General features: G+C 39.6%; 21 protein-coding genes. 5 read left to right on the forward strand and 16 right to left on the reverse strand.

The annotated features are described in order from the left end of the window. From AC5NT5_RS11685 to prmB, 8 genes are all read right to left on the reverse strand, one after another. On the reverse strand, nt 1-276 hold the full coding sequence (locus AC5NT5_RS11685) for a YfcL family protein (protein WP_309168567.1): 276 nt from the start codon (nt 274-276) through the stop codon (nt 1-3). Next, nucleotides 273-1,436 carry an ATP-NAD kinase family protein gene (locus tag AC5NT5_RS11690; protein ID WP_494514065.1) on the reverse strand — a complete coding sequence of 388 codons (1,164 nt, stop codon included), beginning with the start codon at nt 1,434-1,436 and terminating at the stop codon, nt 273-275. Before AC5NT5_RS11690 ends, AC5NT5_RS11685 begins: the two co-directional genes overlap by 4 nt. After that, nucleotides 1,426-1,980, reverse strand: a complete 555-nt coding sequence (locus tag AC5NT5_RS11695) for an elongation factor P hydroxylase (RefSeq protein ID WP_494514064.1) — start codon at nt 1,978-1,980, stop codon at nt 1,426-1,428. The genes AC5NT5_RS11690 and AC5NT5_RS11695 overlap by 11 nt, the downstream gene beginning before the upstream one ends. A gap of 118 nt (nt 1,981-2,098) precedes the next feature. Beyond that, a complete protein-coding gene (locus AC5NT5_RS11700) occupies nt 2,099-2,560 on the reverse strand; it encodes a zinc-ribbon domain containing protein (protein ID WP_182673894.1) in 462 nt (153 codons plus the stop codon). Nucleotides 2,561-2,621: 61 nt separating this feature from the next. Further along, nucleotides 2,622-3,269 carry a glutathione S-transferase family protein gene (locus AC5NT5_RS11705; protein WP_494514063.1) on the reverse strand — a complete coding sequence of 216 codons (648 nt, stop codon included), beginning with the start codon at nt 3,267-3,269 and terminating at the stop codon, nt 2,622-2,624. A 118-nt stretch (nt 3,270-3,387) separates the two neighbouring features. Continuing rightward, entirely contained in the window at nt 3,388-3,753 is a 366-nt protein-coding gene (locus tag AC5NT5_RS11710) for a DUF4112 domain-containing protein (protein WP_494514062.1), read from the reverse strand. Nucleotides 3,754-3,872: 119 nt separating this feature from the next. Next, nucleotides 3,873-4,970 (reverse strand): chorismate synthase, encoded by a 1,098-nt coding sequence (gene aroC, locus AC5NT5_RS11715; RefSeq protein WP_008138551.1) that lies wholly within the window; start codon nt 4,968-4,970, stop codon nt 3,873-3,875. Between the two features lie 64 nt (nt 4,971-5,034). After that, on the reverse strand, nt 5,035-5,970 hold the full coding sequence (gene prmB, locus AC5NT5_RS11720) for a 50S ribosomal protein L3 N(5)-glutamine methyltransferase (RefSeq protein WP_007377743.1): 936 nt from the start codon (nt 5,968-5,970) through the stop codon (nt 5,035-5,037). Nucleotides 5,971-6,122: 152 nt separating this feature from the next. Here prmB and smrB point away from each other — a divergent pair, with 152 nt between their 5' ends. Continuing rightward, nucleotides 6,123-6,680 (forward strand): endonuclease SmrB, encoded by a 558-nt coding sequence (gene smrB, locus AC5NT5_RS11725; protein ID WP_494514061.1) that lies wholly within the window; start codon nt 6,123-6,125, stop codon nt 6,678-6,680. A gap of 27 nt (nt 6,681-6,707) precedes the next feature. Beyond that, nucleotides 6,708-7,637, forward strand: a complete 930-nt coding sequence (locus AC5NT5_RS11730) for an AEC family transporter (RefSeq protein ID WP_494514060.1) — start codon at nt 6,708-6,710, stop codon at nt 7,635-7,637. 1 nt (nt 7,638) lies between these two features. Here the strand turns inward: AC5NT5_RS11730 and AC5NT5_RS11735 are convergent, their stop codons facing one another. The 3 genes from AC5NT5_RS11735 to sixA are packed head-to-tail and all read right to left on the reverse strand — an operon-like array spanning nt 7,639 to nt 9,227. Further along, nucleotides 7,639-8,376 (reverse strand): SDR family oxidoreductase, encoded by a 738-nt coding sequence (locus AC5NT5_RS11735; RefSeq protein WP_494514059.1) that lies wholly within the window; start codon nt 8,374-8,376, stop codon nt 7,639-7,641. Between the two features lie 8 nt (nt 8,377-8,384). Continuing rightward, on the reverse strand, nt 8,385-8,738 hold the full coding sequence (locus AC5NT5_RS11740; protein ID WP_002962161.1) for a RidA family protein: 354 nt from the start codon (nt 8,736-8,738) through the stop codon (nt 8,385-8,387). An 18-nt stretch (nt 8,739-8,756) separates the two neighbouring features. Continuing rightward, nucleotides 8,757-9,227: a phosphohistidine phosphatase SixA gene (sixA, locus tag AC5NT5_RS11745; protein WP_024593905.1), complete on the reverse strand. Its 471-nt coding sequence runs from the start codon at nt 9,225-9,227 to the stop codon at nt 8,757-8,759. 191 nt (nt 9,228-9,418) lie between these two features. Here sixA and AC5NT5_RS11750 point away from each other — a divergent pair, with 191 nt between their 5' ends. Beyond that, a complete protein-coding gene (locus tag AC5NT5_RS11750) occupies nt 9,419-12,142 on the forward strand; it encodes an insulinase family protein (RefSeq protein ID WP_494514058.1) in 2,724 nt (907 codons plus the stop codon). Between the two features lie 54 nt (nt 12,143-12,196). Then, entirely contained in the window at nt 12,197-14,449 is a 2,253-nt protein-coding gene (locus AC5NT5_RS11755) for a sensor domain-containing protein (protein ID WP_494514057.1), read from the forward strand. On the opposite strand, the gene AC5NT5_RS11760 is transcribed toward AC5NT5_RS11755, so the two are convergent. Together AC5NT5_RS11760 and efpL are read right to left on the reverse strand one after the other, a co-directional pair. Next, nucleotides 14,446-14,640, reverse strand: coding sequence for a hypothetical protein (locus AC5NT5_RS11760; protein WP_024604473.1), 195 nt, complete (start codon nt 14,638-14,640; stop codon nt 14,446-14,448). The two genes, AC5NT5_RS11755 and AC5NT5_RS11760, sit on opposite strands and share 4 nt — an antisense overlap. Nucleotides 14,641-14,779: 139 nt before the next feature. Continuing rightward, complete coding sequence (gene efpL, locus AC5NT5_RS11765) at nt 14,780-15,352, reverse strand: elongation factor P-like protein EfpL (protein WP_002962153.1); 573 nt, start codon at nt 15,350-15,352, stop codon at nt 14,780-14,782. Nucleotides 15,353-15,546: 194 nt separating this feature from the next. Here efpL and AC5NT5_RS11770 point away from each other — a divergent pair, with 194 nt between their 5' ends. Further along, complete coding sequence (locus AC5NT5_RS11770) at nt 15,547-15,933, forward strand: MmcQ/YjbR family DNA-binding protein (protein ID WP_024596739.1); 387 nt, start codon at nt 15,547-15,549, stop codon at nt 15,931-15,933. A gap of 35 nt (nt 15,934-15,968) precedes the next feature. Here the strand turns inward: AC5NT5_RS11770 and AC5NT5_RS11775 are convergent, their stop codons facing one another. From AC5NT5_RS11775 to fadI, 3 genes are all read right to left on the reverse strand, one after another. After that, nucleotides 15,969-16,478 (reverse strand): GNAT family N-acetyltransferase, encoded by a 510-nt coding sequence (locus tag AC5NT5_RS11775; protein ID WP_002962149.1) that lies wholly within the window; start codon nt 16,476-16,478, stop codon nt 15,969-15,971. A gap of 74 nt (nt 16,479-16,552) precedes the next feature. After that, nucleotides 16,553-18,760: a fatty acid oxidation complex subunit alpha FadJ gene (gene fadJ, locus AC5NT5_RS11780; RefSeq protein WP_494514056.1), complete on the reverse strand. Its 2,208-nt coding sequence runs from the start codon at nt 18,758-18,760 to the stop codon at nt 16,553-16,555. Next, a complete protein-coding gene (gene fadI, locus AC5NT5_RS11785; RefSeq protein WP_004335629.1) occupies nt 18,760-20,070 on the reverse strand; it encodes an acetyl-CoA C-acyltransferase FadI in 1,311 nt (436 codons plus the stop codon). Before fadI ends, fadJ begins: the two co-directional genes overlap by 1 nt. Between the last annotated feature and the right edge of the window lie 301 nt (nt 20,071-20,371).

Here is a 20,371-nt window from a genome sequence, read left to right on the forward strand (position 1 = left end):
TTAAGCGAGGGCTTTAACTTCTTCCCACAAGCGTGCAACTAATGCCTTGTCTTCTTCGTTAAGCTCGCCGTTGCGATATGCTTTAACTAAGCTTTGCTCTACAGTTTCGTTTAGCTCATCTATACTGATTGTCAGCTTTTCTACTTCGGCATAACCAACTGCAAGATCAAAATGACCTCGTAAATAGCCGCCAGCAAATAACTCATCGTCAGTTGCTTTTATTACTAAATCATCGAAGTACTGCTGGGCTGCATCGATATAGTTCACTAAACTCATTTATTAATCTCCTGGTTTTGCAAAGCACCTGTATTTTCAATGTTGTGGTGCCCTACTGCATACATAATATGGTCGTTAAATCCGGTGGTTACTTTAATATAACCGGTTAATTCATCATCTAATTCGCCATCGCCTGTATCACAAATAAGGGGGCGACCATTAAGCGCTTGTAGTTTTGTTTTAGTTGCTACTACAATAATATTTTCTTTGCCAATTGCGCGTATAAGCACAGGACTCAATTGCTGGTTACCACGGCCAAATATATGCCCTTGCCCACCAATGAGCGTAATGACTAACTTAGTACTTTGATCATGTGTAAGCTCAAGCAATTGCTTAGCCGTTAAATCTTGGGCAACTAAGGTTTGATCTTTTATTAAATCAACACCAAGTAACGTATTTTCAAGCCCCATTTCTTCCATTATGGCTTCAACCGTTGAGCCGCTACCCATAATATAAAATGTGTCTTCATCCATTTGCGATACAACATGCGCTGCAATGTCGGCAAGTACGAGTTCGTCGGTTTCTTTACCGCCATTTTTAACCGCTTGCATATAGCGTACTTCGCTAGGTGTTTGCATTTCGCCGTAGCGTTTGGCTTTTACTGTGCCTTGCCTGAAAGCATCTTCATCTATATCCATTACATCTGCGTCAGCTAAGGTAACTAACTCCCCCTTAACCAGCATTTCGACTACGCGCCCTGCAGCCTTTGGCGTAATAGCGTAAACACCAGAATGAATTTTACAACCTGCGGGAATACCAAGTACGGGAATGGTATCCTCTATTGCATGGCAAATATTACGCGCTGTACCATCGCCTCCAGCAAATAAGACTAAATCAACACCAGAGTTTTTAAGTATTTTTGCGGCTTGTTCTGTGTCATCTGGGGTTGTTATTGCTGAAGTGTTGTATACAACCTCTACATTAAAGCCCAAAGCTTTTGCTGTTTGCTCACCCATGTCACCGTTAACAGTGTAAATAGTTAAGCGTTCTTTATAAGGTAATAGCACCTCAAGCGCTGCTTTTGTCCGGCTATTTGCTTTTGGCTCTGCACCTAATTCAATTGCTTTAGCGGCTGTGTGTGCGCCATCACTGCCTTTTAAGGCAACTGTGCCGCCTAAACCTGCTACAGGGTTTACAATTAAGCCTAATTTAAACGCCATTACAAAGCTCCTTTGGATGCTGCCAATTAAATTGCTGCGCTGTTAATGGCCACTGTGTATTGTAAAAATCACACAGTGCTTTTAAAAGTGATTCTGTACGGGAGTTAAAGCCATTTTCGATTAGCGATAATACCTGTGCATGTACTCGCTGCTGAAAATCAAACCGACATGTTTGCTCGCCGTTTAAGTTATCCACCGACACATTAAAATTAAACCCTGCTGCGGTGCTTAATAACCACTCGATGGCTTGGGGCTTTACTTCTACCTTTTCAAACTCAGCTTGTTTTTGTTTGTCGCGCCCATCGGGGCAGTACCAATAACCGTAGTCTTCTTGTAAACGACGTGCATCGCCTGCTACTAGCCAATGTGCAATTTCATGCAGTGCACTCGCGTAAAAACCATGAGCGAATACAACTTGGTGATATGGCACCTGCTCTGTTGCTGGTAAATACACAGGCTCACAATCGCCTTTTATCAGTCGTGTATTGTGACTTTGATAAAAAGTGTGCTCAAAAATTGAAATTAGATCAGCTATTTGATGCATAAAAATTGATTAATTCGTCTCGGTTACAGCGCCATATTAGCGCACTAAAAACGAGACGAATTGTACGGGCTTTTACAACTAAAGTAAAAATAAGGCGGGATAGTAAAATATAAGCGGATTAATCTTTCACTTTATTGATATTTTTAATAATACCTAAACAGTAAAGCGTATTGGCAAGTTCTTTACGCTGTGTTTTTTCACTTGAGGTTTTATTGGCTAAGCTAGTTAACATATCGTACCGTTTACGTAGAGTTAGTATATATCTGGCATGCTTACGGCATTCAAAACAACGTGTACAGTGTGAATCAACCCAAAAATCAAGTACCTCAAACCAATATTGCTGCTCTTGAGCAAAAAAAATAAATGCCTTAGAGCAACTTTCGCACTTCTCTTCAATATCAACATAAAGTGCCCGAGGGTCAATGGCATAGTTTTGCTTTTTTATATCTGCCAATATTACCGTATCAGGGAAGTATTTAAGCCTCGAGTAACGCCAGTGCGCATTCTCTATCGTCTCTATTGTCACTGAGGTATTGGTAGTTATCGGTTTATTGCCATACCTTGGGTGATTTAGATACATGAGCTGCCTAGTTTAAACTTATGATTTTAAGGCATAGAACATGCCATATGAAAAACAATAATTATACAGGCGTTCCTGCTTCATCACACTCTACAATATCGGTTTCGGTTAATGCCTGAGTGATCCATACTTGTAATACTGGGCAACGCATAGCTAAGTCACAATATTGTTGCGCCTCTGGCGATAACGTAATTTGATATGTTTTTAAACGCAATACAATAGGTACGTACATAGCATCAGCAATACTAAAGTCACCAAAAAACCTCTCATTTGGAAACACATCTTGTTGCTGTGCAAATATCTCGTCTATACGGGCTATGTCTTTTAATGCTTCGCTCGATAGGTCTACTTTACGGGTAGCTCTTATATTCATTGGCATTTCGCTGCGCAGCGCCATAAAGCCTGAATGCATTTCAGCGCTTAGCGCACGCGCTTTAGCTCTTTGGGTAATATATTTTGGCCATGCAGCGCCCGATAAGTAAGCATCGTTAATATATTCACAAATTGCTAATGAATCCCAAACCTGTAAATCACCATCGATTAACGCTGGAACTTTTTGCACAGCAAAGGTCTTTTTTAGTTCATTGTAAAAATCAGGGGTGTCGAGTACCAGCTGGGTTTCACTAAACTCAACATCAAACCTACTCATTAAATACCATGCGCGTAATGACCAGCTGGAGTAGTTTTTATTACCGATGAATAATTGCATATTGTAAATACCAAAGTGAATAGACGCTCCTACCTTACTAGGTGATTAAACAACCAACAACATTTTGTTTAAAGTCTCTTTGCTAACGGTTACTTAAAGCTATTAATTACTCACTTAACTACTTGTTTAAATGTTTTTTTAATAGTTGTGTATTACGCGTGTTAGCTTTAAAAAACGCATCAAATATATCGCCAAAAAATGGCACTAAGCCGCCCACAAAATCTATGAGCATATTAATGATCATCTTAGTCTTTATACGTTTACTCACACCTAAGCGCTGCGCTTCTATAAGCACATAGCTTGATAAAATTAGCCCTGCAGCATCACCTATAACAGGGACTAAGCCAATCACAGCCTCCAAACCTATATTAAATTTAGTAAAAGGAATACCAATGCTGCTATCCGTTAACTTACTGAAACGTTCTAAGCGGGCTATTGCAGCTTGGGCTTTTATTTGTGAGTGTTCATTAATATTATCGTTCATGATTACTACCCTCCTTCTCGCAGTATATAGGACCTACTTGAACAACTCCTGAAAGGCTCCTAACTAAATTACAGACATAAAAAAACGCGGTAATCCGCGTTTTTTATAATTATAAATACTTACACAGAGCCATTAATTGGCCCATGTTCGTGGTTTACATGTGGATTTTGTCCGCGTTGACGCAGTAAGTGGTCCATTAAGGTAATGGCCATCATTGCCTCTGCAATCGGTATTGCACGAATACCTACACACGGGTCGTGACGACCTTTAGTGATCATCTCAACCGCTTCGTTGCTTGTATTAATGCTATTACCTGGAATAGTAATACTCGACGTTGGCTTAAGCGCAATAGAAGCAATAATATCTTGCCCTGTCGAAATACCCGCAAGTACGCCACCTGCATGATTTGATGTAAAACCTTCAGGGGTTAGTTCATCACGATGCTCAGAGCCTTTTTGCTCAACCACATCAAAGCCATCACCAATTTCAACGCCTTTAACCGCGTTAATACTCATTAATGAGTGCGCAAGTTCGGCGTCAAGACGGTCAAATACTGGCTCTCCAAGACCAACAGGTACATTGCTTGCCACTACTTTTACTTTAGCGCCAACTGAGTCACCTTGCTTTTTAAGGTCACGCATATATTCGTCAAGCGCTTCAAGCTTACTTGCATCAGGGAAGAAAAATAAGTTATTTTCCACTTCATCCCAGTCAAACGTTTCCGCCTTAATAGGGCCAAGCTGACTTAAACATGCTTTAACTTCAATACCATGAAATTGCTTTAAGTATTTTTTAGCAATAGCACCTGCCGCTACGCGAATCGCGGTTTCGCGTGCAGATGAACGACCGCCACCGCGATAATCGCGCAAGCCGTACTTATGCCAATACGTGTAATCGCCATGACCTGGGCGAAATACATCTTTAATTTTACCGTAATCTTGCGAGCGTTGATCGGTATTTTCAATCAATAAACCAATGCTGGTACCTGTGGTTTTACCTTCAAAAACGCCTGCTAATATTTTTATTTGATCGCTTTCACGGCGCTGCGTTGTATAACGGCTTTGGCCTGGTTTTCGGCGATCTAAATCAATTTGTAAGTCGGCCTCTGTGATTTCAAGACCTGCGGGAGTACCATCAACAACGCCGCCTAATGCAACGCCGTGGCTCTCACCAAAGGTGGACACTTTAAATAACTGCCCAATGCTATTACCTGCCATTAACTTTCCTCATTCCTAATGACTACCAATAGCCAAGCACAGGGCTTGGCTATTCATTTTTTACTTATTTTGCAAAATACTCATCTAGCTGCTTTTTGCTAATTACAAATACACCTAAGCCGCCTTGTTCAAATTCAATCCATTCAAACGGCGCGCCCGGATACAGTGCATCCATATGTACCATAGAGTTACCAACTTCTACAAATAACAAACCGTTATCAGTTAGATGTTCACTCGCTTCGCTCAATATAGTACGGGTTACATCTAAACCATCGTGGCCTGATGCAAGCCCAAGCTCTGGCTCATGATGAAATTCGCGTGGTAAGTCAGCCATATCTTCTGCATCAACATATGGTGGGTTTGCTACTATTAGGTCGTATTTTTGACCTGGTACACCGCTAAATACATCAGACTGAATCGGTAACACGCGATCACTTAACATGTAATCGTTAATGTTAATGTCTGTCACTTCAAGCGCTTCATACGATATATCTACCGCATCAACTTGTGCCTGCTCAAAAGCTTGCGCAAGTGCAATTGCGATACAACCCGAACCTGTACATAAATCTAATATACGGTTTACAGATTGTGGCTCTTCAAGCCACGGCGTAAAGCGGTTACTAATAAGCTCGGCAAATGGTGAGCGAGGTATAAGTACACGTTCATCCACATAAAACGGCATACCCGCAAACCATGCAATGTTTGTTAAGTAAGGTACTGGTGTGCAGTCGTTAATACGTTCTGCAATAAGACCAGCAAGTCGATTTTTCTCTGTGCTTGTTAAACGCGCGTGCATTAATTCTTTTGGCGCATCAACAGGCAAGCTAAGCGCAGGCAGTAATAAGCTTACAGCTTCATCCCATGCGTTATCTGTACCGTGTCCAAAAAATATACTACTACTTGCAAATTGGCTTGTAGTCCAACGTAACCAGTCATGTAAAGTTGACAGTTCTGCAACGGCTTCTTCGAGTGTTGCTTCTTCTATTTGTAAATCGCTCATATATTTTTACCTGTATTAGCTTACTGACTGTTTTGAGTCTTTAAGACGATTGCATTGCCTATCTGCGCTGGGCAAATTACAATTGCCCCTCATTTAAGTATTGTACCGCCTTTTGCGCTGCGTTTTTACGTTTTTTTGTTTAGGTAATAGTTATGAAAAAAGACACTCCATCACATTCGTCCCTAAGCAATGACGACATAAGCTTATTTCGTCAAACGATCACAGGCGCCAAAGTATTTAAACAAGATACTCATCGTTTTGATACAAAGCCTAAGGTGTCACAAGCTAAGCAATTTGCCCAGCAAAAAAAGCAGGCTCAATCTGAATTTTTCTTCTCAGACGTTTATATTCCCGATATAGACACCCACGGCACGGTTAAATATGTAAAACCTGGCCAAGATACTTTCCTAGCTAAACAGCTTCGCCGTGGTGACTTTGCACCCGATTTGACGCTAGATTTACACGGCTTAAATAAAGAACTTGCTAAAGACGAACTCGCTGGACTCATTCACGAATGTAAAAAGCAGCATTATTATTGTGCATGTGTAGTGCATGGTATTGGTGGCTGTGTACTAAAGCACAAAGTACCGCAGTATTTAGTACAGCACCCTGACGTAATAGCGATGCACCAAGCCCCTCTCGAATATGGTGGAAGAGGCGCTGTACTTATTTTAATTAATTTACCGCAAAGTGATGAATTTAGACGCTAACTTTAGCCATTACTAGGATGTAACTACGTGCATATTTTTTCAATTATTTTTCCGCTCATTTTTATTGTTGCGCTTGGTTATAGCTGTTGCCGATTAAAATTTTTCGAAAAGCAGCATATCGCAGGCCTGAGTAAGTTTACTTTTTATATTAGTTTGCCTGCTTTTTTATTATTAAATATGTCGCAAATTAACTTACAGCAAAGCATTAGCCTTTTTGCATTTTTGAGCTTTTACATACCTGTTCTGAGTGTATTTGGGGTGGGTATTTTAATTGACCGCTTTTATTTAAGTAAAAAACATTTAAAAAATTACCAACAACACGGTGTCTTTGGACTTGCTTCTAGCTATTCAAATATGGTGTTAGTGGGTATTCCTATTGTTATTGCCTCGCTTGGCAAAGAGATGATAGCCATTGCATTTATGATCATTACTTTTCATAGCACATTGTTATTTGCACTTACTTTTTTAATAGGCGCTAAAGGTAGTAGCGATAAATTTTCGTGGTCGCACTTTGGAAAAAGTATGGTGTTAAACCCAATAGTACTAAGTATTGGGTGCGGGCTTATATTAAACATATTAGGAGTTACACTGTTTACCGACTTAGCAAATAGTTTGGAGCTATTAGCTAAACCAGCAATTGCCTGTGCGCTATTTGTACTTGGTGCAAATTTAGCTTTTTATAAAATAGCTGCAAATTGGCAACCGGCGTTAATAGCATCAATTTTAAAAATATTTTTATTGCCTGCGTTAGTTTTATTGGTAGGCACTTATGTGTTTAAGCTAGACACGCAAATACTTAATGTATTGGTATTTTTAAGTGCGTCCCCTGTTGGCGTAAATGCTTATCTTATTGCGACTCAAATAAAGCAACATGAAGCTACTCTTGCTGGGGCTGTCGTACTTTCTACTATCTTAAGTGTTATTAGCTTTACGTTTTGGCTAGCTTTACTACTTTAGCTTACAAACCGCCGGCTACATCAACAAAGCTACCCGATGTAAAAGAAGCGTGCTCGGAAGCTAAAAAGTAAATTGCTGCAGCAACCTCTTCGGGTGTACCGCCTCTGCCAAGGGGTAGTTTACTTTTAAGACGATCGACTCGATTTTTTTCACCGCCATCGCTATGTATATCAGTGTAAATAAGCCCAGGTCTAACCGAGTTAACTCGAATACCTTTACTTGCCACCTCTTTTGCCAAGCCAATAGTAAATGTGTCCATTGCACCTTTAGATGCTGCATAATCAATGTACTCATTAGGAGAGCCCGTTTTAGCGGCCCCCGATGAAACATTAACAATACTACCGCCATTTCCTATTCGCTTTATTGCCTCTCGGCTACATAAAAAAGCACTGGTAATATTTGTAGTCAAAACTTCGTTTATGCGCTTAGCACTCATTTCTAACAAGGGCATTTGTGGTTTTAAAATACCGGCGTTATTTATTAGTACATCAAGTTGGCTAAATTCTTTATCAATAAAATCAAACAACGCCAAAACATCTGCCTCTTTCGATACATCTGCTTTTATAACTTGAGCTCTAACGCCAAAGCTTCTTACTTGATCGGCTACTAGCTTCGCACTAGCTAAATCAGCTTTATAATTAATGCAAACATCATAACCATGCTTTGCAAAATATAGTGCGGTAGCTGCGCCAATACCTCGGCTAGAGCCTGTGATAAGTACAACGGGGGAGCGATTCATTAAAGCTATTATTCTTTTAAAGCTGCAACTACTGAAATTTCAACAAGTAGTGCATCACGTGCCATTTTAGCTTCTACGCAGGCACGTGCAGGCGCATAACCCTCGGGTACCCATGCATCCCATACTGCATTCATATCAGCAAAGTATTCCATGCTCTTTACATAAATAGTCGCGCTAAGCATGTGTTCTTTTGAACTCCCTGCTTCATCAAGCAGCGCCTCTACTTTATCAAGCATAGTTTGAGTTTGCTCTTTAATACCTTTTTGCGCGTCGGCGCATACCTGCCCACATAAATACACAGTGCCATTATGTTTTACTATGCGGCTCATGCGCGCACCTGTTTGTAAGCGTTCTATCGTCATAATACTTTTCTCAATTATTTAAAGGTTTTCTGGGGCATTTATACTTATATAACTACTACGCTGGGTTTGCTCATCATAACTAATAACAGCAACAGCACCTGTATTAAAAATTGGCATATTACCAGGGCTTAATTGATCCACTAAATAACTTACAATAGGCATGTGTGCCACTATAAGCCATGTATTGCATTGGGGATGAGTAGCAATAAGCGTTTCAAGATAGTCAGCAGCAATTTGAGGTTTGCCTTCGGGGATAATATCGGATGTGGTTTCGCTAAATTTAAATACGTTATTTTTAGCCACACCTGCAGCTGTTTGCTGTGCACGAATGTAAGGACTAACTAACAGTGCATCAGGGCAATGTGCTTTACTGAGCCAAAGGCCCATTTTTTCAGCTTCATCGTGCCCTGCTTGGGTTAAATTTCTACCTGCATCATCAGCCTGCATGGGTGTTGCTTCGCCGTGGCGCATTATTAGGATTGTTTTCATAAAAAATCAACCGATTAAAGAATATAAAACAGTAGCCAGTTTGCCCATTTGTCAGCTATATTAACAACATAAATCTATTTATTTCTAAATAATTCTTTCATGAGATTCAGGTAAATCTTTAAGCTGTATTTCGCTTTCCTGAAGCCATCATCTGTTGTTAACAAGTAAACGTTTAGTTTCAGGAGCATCATTTGAATATCAGCCGCAATGATAACAGAGCATACCGCGCCTTTACACTGGACAATGGTCTAAAAGTACTATTAGTGCAAGATAAAGATTCTACAAAAGCGGCAGCATCAATGGCAGTTAACGCCGGGCATTTTGACGATCCTCTTGATAGGCAAGGCCTAGCACACTTTTTAGAGCACATGCTTTTTTTAGGCACAGACCAATACCCAGATTCAGGCAGTTTTAATAATTTTGTTTCGCAAGCTGGCGGGAACACTAATGCGTGGACTGGCACAGAGCATACCTGTTACTTTTTTGATATTAATAACCAAGAATTTGAACAGGCGCTTACCCAATTTAGCCGTTTTTTTATTGCGCCACTTTTAAATTCAGCCGAAACAGAAAAAGAACGCAACGCAATTGAAGCCGAGTTTAAACTAAAAATAAAAGACGATGGTCGCCGTATTTATCAAGCCCACAAAGAAACGGTAAATCCAGCTCATCCATTTGCTAAATTTTCTGTAGGAAACCTACAAACCTTAGCTGACAGAGAGCGCTGTATTAGTGATGAGCTTCGCGACTTTTTTAATAGCCAGTACCAAGCTCAGTGGATGACTTTAGTTATTTGCGCAAACGAAACATTAGACACACTACAAAGCTGGGCACAAACTTACTTTGGCGCAATTAAGGGTAATAAAAACCTCAAAAAGCCAGAGATCAGTGAGCCTCTCTATCGCAAACAAGACATAGGAAAAATACTCCATATTGAGCCGCATAAGCATATGCAAAAACTTATCATAAGTTTTGCTATGCCTAATATTGACGACTTTTATCGCCACAAAACAGTGAGTTTCATTGCCCATTTACTTGGCTATGAAGGCGCGGGTTCTCTTTATTCTATTTTAAAAGAGCAAGGCTGGATAAACGCGCTTTCTGCTGGCGGTGGTATTAATGGCAGCAACTTTAAAGACTTTAATATTAGTTTAGCGCTTACCGATGAAGGTATTGAATACTTCGAAGACATTATTGAAATGGTGTTTGAATACATTTGCTTAATTAACGATAACACCGAAAAATTGCCGCGTTTATATCAAGATAAAAAAAATCTATTACAAATAGCATTCGATAACCAAGAAAAGTCACGCTTGATTGATTGGGTCAGTAATTTAAGCATTAATATGCAGCATTACGATGAAGCAAACTACGTGCAAGGCGACTATTTAATGGAAGGCTTTAAAAAAGCGACCCACGAAATGGCCATGCAGTGGTTAACGCCACATAATATGCGCATCGTACTTATACATCCAGATGTAGAGCCTGAACATAAAACCGCATGGTACAACACACCATATAAAGTAGAACATATTTCACCTAGTTGGCTTGATGCACTTAGCGAGATAAATAAACCGCTGAGCGAAATGCTGCTGCCTACCGCTAATCCTTATTTAACAAAAGAAGTGGTGTTATTTGATGTCATAAAACCACAAACAAAACCCGAGTTATTAGTAAAAGAACCCGGTTTTGATTTTTGGTTTAAACAAGACAACACATTTCGTGTTGCTAAAGGTCATTTTTATTTGGCCATGGATTCTGATTTTGCCGTAAAAGATGTAAAACATATGGCACTCACCCGCTTATTTACAGATTTATTTATGGATAGCGTGGGCGAGCAATTTTATCCTGCAGAACTTGCGGGGCTTAGCTATCACTTAACCTCGCATCAAGGTGGGTTAACTCTACATACCGCAGGGCTTTCATCTAGCCAGTTAGAGCTTGTTGATCAATTAATAGATGCTTTATTTAATGTAGAAATTTGTGCAAAACGCTTTGCTGAATATAAAAAACAACTTGTAAGGCATTGGCGCAATAGCAACCAAAACAAACCAGTCAGTGAGTTGTTTAGTATTTTAGGCGCAAAAATAATGCCTTGGAACCCTCAACCTGGGGAGCTTGCATCGGCATTAAAAAACACCTGTTTTCAGCAATTTAATGAGTTCAGAACAGACTTTTTTAAAGCACTACATGTTGAATCATTTTTACATGGTAACTGGCAGCAAAGTGATGCATTAGCCTTTCAAAAAAAGGTCGCCGCACACCTAAAAAACGCAGCCATAATTGAAGATTTAAGACGCCCTCTTTTTGAAATTAAAAAAGTAACTCGCTACGAGTTAGAACTTCCTTGTAGCGACCATGCCATGGTAGTTTACTATCAGGCGCAAACGGATTGCGTGGCCGAAAAAGTAAAAATGATGGCGTTAAATCATTTAATTAATCAAGATTACTTTAACGAGTTACGAACAACACAACAGCTAGGTTATTTAGTTGGCGCAGGTTATGCACCTTTTAATACTCGTGCTGGAATAGCATTTTATGTGCAGTCACCTAAGTTTGATGCAAAAACATTATTACATCGCCATAACAGCTTTATTAAAAAATACCTTGATAACATTGATGCACTTGATGAAAACGATTGGCAACAGCAAAAACATGGCCTTAGTACTCATATTGCAGAAAAAGATAAAAACTTGCGCCTGCGCTCACAACGGTTATGGCTTGCTATTGGTAACAGAGATCATGAATTTCATATGCAGCAGCGACTTTTAGATGCCCTAAACGCACTAACACTAAGAGAAGTAAAAGTTTATGCACTAAGCCTATTTGATGATAATAGACCAAGATATGAGCTTTTAAGCTCGGCGAAAGTCAGTAAATCTCAAAATATGCCCGTTTACTCTCAATCTCTTTGACTCTAGGTTTAGCTTGTTTTAAATTATCATTTGTAAATTAGAAGTAATCAAAAAATGATAAAAACAATAATAAAACTAAGCATGCTTGTAGTACTTGCTTACTCATTTGAGCTTTTTGCCTTTGAGTCATCACTTAATTACAACTCAGACAATATACTTATACTAGCAAGCGCCATTATAGCGCTTGCTTTGCCGTACCTGTTATTTGTAATCCATAAACTTAGACGTTCACGCCGCCAACTTCGACTTTCGGAAAAACGCCTTAAAAGTACTGTAGAAGGTAGCGGCGATACACTTTGGGACTGGAACATAAAAACAGGCGAAGTTATTCGTATTAACGATAAGTATTTAATGGACTCAACTACGTTAATGGGGTTTCCACCAAATAAAGGCCTTATCCATCCTCACGATATTAATAACGTTGAGCACTTGCTAAAAGTGCACTTTGCAGAGCAGTCTGCTTTTTTTGAAGCCACCTACCGAATCAAAGATACTTTTGGTCGTTGGCACTGGGTGCTCGATCGCGGAAAAATAATTGAAAAAGACGCCAACTTATCCCCCCTTAGAATGACAGGTACCGTTCGCGATATATCACAGTTAAAATCAACTGAAGAGCGCTTAAACCTTTTTGCAAAATGTGTTGAGTCGCTTACTGACGCCTTAGCAATTTACGATAAAAACTTTAAACTAGTTGATATAAACCCTAGCTTTTTAACCTTGTTTGGTGGCGTACGCGAACAATACTTAGGAAAAGATTTTAGCCTATCTGGGTATGAGCCAAGCTACACAAACAGAATTATTGAAATAGTAAAAGAGTGCGAACATATTCAACAAGAAGTGAAGCTTCGTAATAGTGAGCGTATTTTATTACCGATAGAAATATCCATAGATGAAATTAAAAACGATCAAAATCAAATAACTAATTATGTCGTTGTATATTCAGATTTAACAGAGCGTAAAAAAGCAGAATCGCAATTACATAACTTATCGAATCGAGATCGCACAACCAGTCTGCCTAACCGAAATTTATTTTTTACTGATTTGCATAAACTAGTAAAACTCAATTCGCATCACGCCTTGCTTGTATTCGATTTAGATAACTTTAAAAAAATAAATGACTCGTTAGGACATCAGCTAGGTGACAGCTTATTAGCTAAACTAGCAATGCGCTTAAATAAACTAACCCGCGAAAATGATGTGTTTTATCGTTTAGGCGGCGATGAGTTTGCTCTGGTAATGTCTGACACTAACGACATACATGTAATTACACGCATGGCTAAACAGTTTTTAGCAGCCATTGCTACACCATTTAAAATGGCAGGCCACGAACTAGCAATCACCTCAAGTGTAGGTATTGTATTATTCCCAGAAGACGGTAATACACCTGAACTGCTTTTAAAAAATGCAGATACCGCGATGTATCATGCTAAAAAGAAAGGTAACAGCTACTTATTTTTTAACGACACGATGAACCGTCAAGCCGTTAAACGACTGCAAATTGAAAACCTCATGCGCTTTGGTTTAAAAGAAGACCATTTTGAAGTGTACTACCAACCAAAAATGAATATTCGCACAGGCAAGCTAACCGGAATGGAAGCATTAGTGCGCTTTATTACACCCAAAAAAGGCATTATTAGTCCGGGAGTTTTTATACCTATAGCCGAGGAAACGGGCCAAATAATTGAAATTGGTGAGGTGGTATTAAACAAAGCCTGCAGAGACGTAAAAGAATGGCTAGATAACGGTTTATTTAGCGGCCGAGTAGCTGTCAACTTATCAGCAAAGCAATTTAGCCTCCCCGATTTAACCTCTCGTATTGACGTTATTTTGCAAAAAAATGAATTACCTTCTTACTTTTTAGAGCTTGAAATAACAGAAGGTACTGTAATGGATGACCCTAAAGAAGCCATTGCAATTATGCGTTCGTTAAGTGCCCGAGGTATTCATTTAGCAATGGATGATTTTGGTACTGGTTATTCATCATTAGCGTATTTAAAGCAATTTCCGCTTAATACACTTAAAGTAGATAAAGCATTTATAGATGACATGACCAACGAACGTGGCCGTAATATGGTCGACTCAATAGTCACTATTGCGCATAACCTTGATTTACATGTAGTGGCTGAAGGTGTAGAACAAGCCCATCAAATTGATATACTCAAAAAGCTTAATTGCGAAACAGTACAAGGTTATTACTATTCTAAGCCACTATCAAAAAGTGAATTTACTGAATTTTTAAAGCAGCAACAAACTAAAGCGGCCCCAAGCTTAATTAGAAAAAATAAAAATGTGGCATCGATAAATTAAGGGCGCCATATACACGCATTTATTCCTACATTTCTAACTAAAGCACGACGATAATGTAGATTAAACAAGCACCAGGCTACAGGTCCAAGTAAACCGCCTAAAATCAGCCATCGTTTAATTGGCATGCCTTTTTTAATGGTTTCTAAATACATTAAAGCTATAAATGCACTGCTTAGTAAAACTATAAACAAAGCTACCCCTTAAAGTTGCTCAAAAATACGGCGCTTATTCTAACGCTAACGTGATTAAATTTAAAGCAACAAATCCCCGCGCGCAAAAAAGCCGAAGCTGTTAAATACAGATTCGGCTTTTAAAATTATAATTTACAAGTTACTTTTCAGCACGACCCATAAATTTGTGTTCAACAGTATTAATACGGATACGGTCACCTGTTGAAATATGCTCTGGCACAGAAATATTTAAGCCAGTAGACATACGTGCAGGTTTTGAACGAGCACTTGCAGATGCACCTTTGATAGATGGGTCTGTTTCTTCAACAACAAGTTCAACACTTGACGGTAAATCAAGTCCTACTGGCGCGCCATCAATAACAATGACGTGTACGCCTTGCGTTTCTTCATTAACAAATAAAATTTCTTCGCTAATAGCATCTTTGTTTAAGTTGTAAGGCGTGTAATCTTCATTATCCATGAACACATACTCGTCGCCATCAATGTACGATAGCATTACTTCACGGCGTGTTAAATCAGCCAGCGTTAGCATGTCACTGTCTTTGAATGTTTCGTCAACTTTACCACCGGTTACCACATCGTATAAACGCATACGGTATAAACTACCACCAGCACGACCTTGCGGCACAGATCGCACAATATCTTTTACAACTAAAACGCGGCCATTGAAGTCAATAGCAGTACCTTTTTTAACATCACTCGCCTTTGGCATATGTGAATTCCTATTATTTTTTTGATTGGCAGAAACATACCACGAACTGGATTTTGTTCAACTAAAATTACGTTGGTTTTACGCTACATGTTGTATTAGCTTGTAAAATTTTAATTTATACTAAAATACATATAATCAAATGTGAAAAAAACTGCTATGGTAGCTTTACCGAGTATGACTTCAAGGAATGGATCATGGACCAGAAAAAAGTACATGAGTATTTAGTTAAAAAACCACTTGTTCAGGTTACAAAACCATTTGCGCAAGAGGTTGATGTATATAAAGTGAATCATAAAATGTTTGCGACTCTTGCTATTGGCAATGACGGTCAAACTAATGATGATGGTGAGGTTATTTGGTGGCTTAACTTAAAGTGCGATCCTGATGAAGCAATATCATTGCGTGATACTTTCCCGGCAGTGATCCCTGGTTACCATATGAATAAACGCTTATGGAACACAGTAATTTTAGACGGCACAATTGCACAAAGTGAAATTGAGAGAATGATTGATAACTCATTTAATTTAGTCGTAGAAAACATGCCAGAAAAAGACCGCAAAGCTATCGCACTTCACTTGTAGCACTTTTTGGGCTAGGCTACTAGCCCATTAAAACCTTACACCTTAAGCGTATAAATTAAATCGTCGTATAACTTTTCGCCTATTGTATGCACTTTAAAAAGTGTATCGGTATGGGTTAAGCCGCACTTACTAAGCACCTTTTCAGAACCAATATTGCCACGCGTTACGACTGCTTTAAACTGCCTAATACCACATTCTTTCCAAGCCCAATCAATTACAGCTCTTAACGACTCTGTCGCGTAGCCTTTATTAAAATACTCTGGCAATAATAAATAACCAAGCTCTGCGGTTTCTCCGTCATAGGCAAAGCCTGTAACACCCACTGGTTGTTTTGTTTTATTATTAATAATGAGTAAGCACAGTGGATGGCGTGATTTAGTATTCCACTTAGGTAAGCGTATCTCAAAGCGGTTTCTTATCAGTGACTCCATTGGCATATCAAAACAATACTTGAGGACTTGAGGATCGCGATGAAGCGCAAGAAAAAGAGGCCAATCAGACTCTTCTATTTGGTACATGCTCAATCTTTGTGTAAATAATGTCATTAAGCTCCTCATTTAAATATTAAAAATCATAAAAAAACCGCATCTAAATGCGGTTTTTATAAACAGTAGAAACTTTATTCTTTTGTTTCAATCTCTTTAGTAACTTCAGGCTCAGTGACACTTTGCTCTTGTGGCTCAGTACTTTGTACTTCAGGAGCTACAACCTCAACAGTTGCTGCATTATAAAAAGTAGTACCAGAGCTTGCCATTGTTACCAGTGACTCACATGGAGCAAAATTAGCATCGCTGTTAGCCAATGTAGACATATCAGAGCTTATTTTACTTGCGCCTAATTTATCCATATAGCTAAACGGGCCACCTAAAAATGGTGGGAAACCAATACCAAATATTGCACCAATGTCGCCATCACGTGGGCTTGCAATAATGCCATCATCTAAACAGCGTACTGCTTCGTTAAGCATTTTTGATACACATCGCTTAGCAATTTCGCTTTTGTTTAAACGTGGAGCTGGGGTAACACCCAATAGTTCGTAAACTGACTCATCAACCTTTTTGCCTTTTTTATCGTATTCGTAAAAACCACGACCCGTTTTGCGGCCTAGGCGTTTTGAGTCAATCATACGGGTAAATGCATCTGGGCCTTTAAAACGCTCACCTAATTCTTTTTCAAGAATTGGAGCAATTTTAGAGCCAATATCAATCCCTACTTCATCAAGTAGAGCCAGCGGTCCTACCGGAAAGCCAAACTCAACTAGGGCTGCATCAATCTTTTCAATTGGCTCACCCGCAAGCATTAAGTTAGCAGCTTCATTTAAGTAAGGCGCTAAAATACGGTTTACGTAAAAACCGGCCATGTCTTTTACAACAATTGGCGTTTTACCTTGCTTACGTGCAAAGTTAACAACGCGAGCAATGGTCTCTTTAGATGTACCTTCGTGTGGAATAATTTCCACTAATGGCATTTTTTCTACTGGTGAAAAGTAATGTAAGCCAATTACATTTTCAGGACGTGCTGCCTGCGCTGCAATTTGCGAAATTGGTAATGATGACGTGTTACTAGCAAAAATTGTATTTTCTTGGCATTGCTGCTCTACGTCGGCAACCATACCTTGCTTAAGCGCAAGATCTTCAAACACCGCTTCTATTACTAAATCAATGTGTTTAAAGCCACTGTAGTCTGTTGTACCTGTAATACGGTTCATTGTTAACTGCATATCAGCTTTAGACATAATACGGCGCTTAAGGCGCTTGTCTAAAATTTTGTAGGTGTAGCTCATTGCATTACTAATGCCCTGCTCTGCTACATCTTTAATACGTACCGGTACTTTAGCTTTAACAGCACTTACGTGCGCAATTCCTGCGCCCATTAGTCCACCACCTAAAACAGCAGTTTTGCTAATTACTGGTGCGCCTTCATTGCGCCACTCTTTTTTCATTTCAGTGGTTGCAAAGAAAATACCGCGAAGCGCTTTCGATTCGTCACTCATTACAAGTGTTGCAAAGCTTTCAGCTTCTGTTTTATACGCTTTTAGCTCATCAAGCTCTACACTAGCACGCACAGCTTTAATAATAGCGAGTGGTGCTGGGTAGTGCCCGCCCGTTTTTTTAAGTACGTTTTCTTTGGCTTTTTTAAAGATAAAGTTACGACCAAACGGGTTTGACTCTAATAATTTACTAATATTGTCGAGCTTTGGCTCTTTTGCTTGTGGCTTTTTCTTAGTCGCAAATTCTTTTGCAACTTTTAGCAGCACACTGTGTGGTACACAGTCATCAAGCACGCCTGCTTTTTTAGCTTGCTTAGGGCGAATTTGTTTACCTGTTAGCATCCACTCAAGTGCTTTTTGAATACCAACAATTTTAGTTAAGCGCTGCGTACCGCCGCCACCTGGTAGTAAACCTAGTTGCACTTCTGGTAAGCCAATTTTTGTTAAATCGCTGTCGGTACCAACACGGTAGTCACACGCTAAAGCAAACTCTAAACCACCACCTAATGCAGCGCCATGAATCGCGCTTACTGTTGTGTATGGCAGTTTTGTCATATCAAAAAATGCTTGATGACATAGTTCGCTAATAGCTAAAGCATCATCACGCTTTTGAACGCTATCGAGCATTTTTACATCGGCGCCCGCGATAAAGTTATCGCTTTTTCCGCTTATAAATACCATGCCTTTTACATTTTGCGACTTAGCGTCTTCTAATAATGCTTTTAAGTCATCGGCAAAACTACTGCGCAGGGTATTCATTTTCTCCCCTGGCACATCAATCGTTACTACGGCAATTTTGTTTTCATCTACCGCTAAATTAAATACTGAATCAGTCATTACGCGCTCTCCAATACAAAGGCTGCACCTAAACCACCAGCAGCACACGCTGTTGTTAATGCCAAACCGCCACCACGACGTTTAAGCTCGTGTAAGCTTTGCGTAATTAAGCGTGCACCTGTTGCTGCAAATGGGTGACCATATGCTAAAGAGCCGCCGTTAACGTTAAACTTATCCATGTTAATTTCGCCAATTGCTTTGCTGCGACCTAAATGCTCTTGTGCAAATTTGTCTGAGGCAAACATTTTCATATTGGCAAGTGTTTGCGATGCAAACGCTTCGTGCATTTCAATTAAATCTAAATCAGCAAGCGTAATACCCGCTCTATCTAGTGCAATAGGCGTTGAATGAGCTGGGCCCATTAACATGTCTTTTTCTACGCCAATTGCCGAAAATGCAAAGCTACGTACGTAACCTAGTATTTCATAGCCAAGTGCTTTTGCTTTGCTTTCGCTCATCATAAGTACGGCCGCTGCACCATCAGTTAATGGTGTTGCATTTGCGGCGGTAACAGTACCGTGCTGACGGTCAAAAACAGGTTTAAGCTTGGCGTAGCCTTCAACCGTTGAGTTTTTACGAATGTTGTTGTCTTCTGAAATAAAGCTTTTATATGGCGGTAAATGCGCCGTCATTACTTCATCTTTTAACTTACCATCAGCCCATGCTTGCGTTGCAAGTGAGTGAGAACGATGCGCTAACGCATCTTGATCTTCACGGCTAATATTATGTGTTTTAGCCATTTGCTCAGCAGTTTGCCCCATTGAAAGGCCTGTTGAGTACTCTGCTACTGCAGGAGGCACTGGTAATAAATCTTTTAAGCGCAGTTTTGAAAATATTTTTAAGCGTTGACCAAGCGTACGCGCTTTATTTAAATCAACTAAGCTGCCTGCTAGCTTTTTACTAACACCAATTGGTAGTACTGATGACGAATCTGCGCCGCCTGCAATACCTACACTTACAGATCCCGCCATAATAGACTCAGCTACATTAGCAATAGCCTGAAAGCTGGTAGCACATGCGCGCGATACAGAATATGCATCAACCGATACTGGCATACCTGTGCCCAATACAATTTCACGTGCAATATTTGGCGCTTCTGGCATTTGTACTACTTGACCAAATACAAGTTGATCAATTTCTGACTTATTGAAATTTAATCGTTCAAGCATTTCGTTAACCACCAATTTACCCATATCAAGTGCTGGTACATGGTGAAACGCTGTTGCTTGTTTTGCAAAAGGTGTACGTAAGCCGCTAACTATGGCAATACGGTCGCCCTTTGGTGTTTTTAGTATGTTTTGCTCAGACATTTATGCTCTCCCGCTGACAGGTCTGACCTGTTTGTTTTCCTCGATTCTAAACAACCCGTGCCCTAAAGCCAATAGATAAACACAAATTTATATAAACAGTGTTTAATTACGACTATCACAATAGGCTTTTTTAGACGCATTTACAAAGTTTTGTGGTACGCTAAAAATCGTTAAAAAATAACGAACTATTTTAAAAAATACAGTCTAACTCTTGAGTTACCCAATTATAAACCTTATAAATAGGTCAGTATTTATCACCTAACACTATTAGGTACAAACCCAGCTGACGAGGACAGTCCAC

The organism is Pseudoalteromonas sp. J2K-J599, assembly GCF_059295115.2.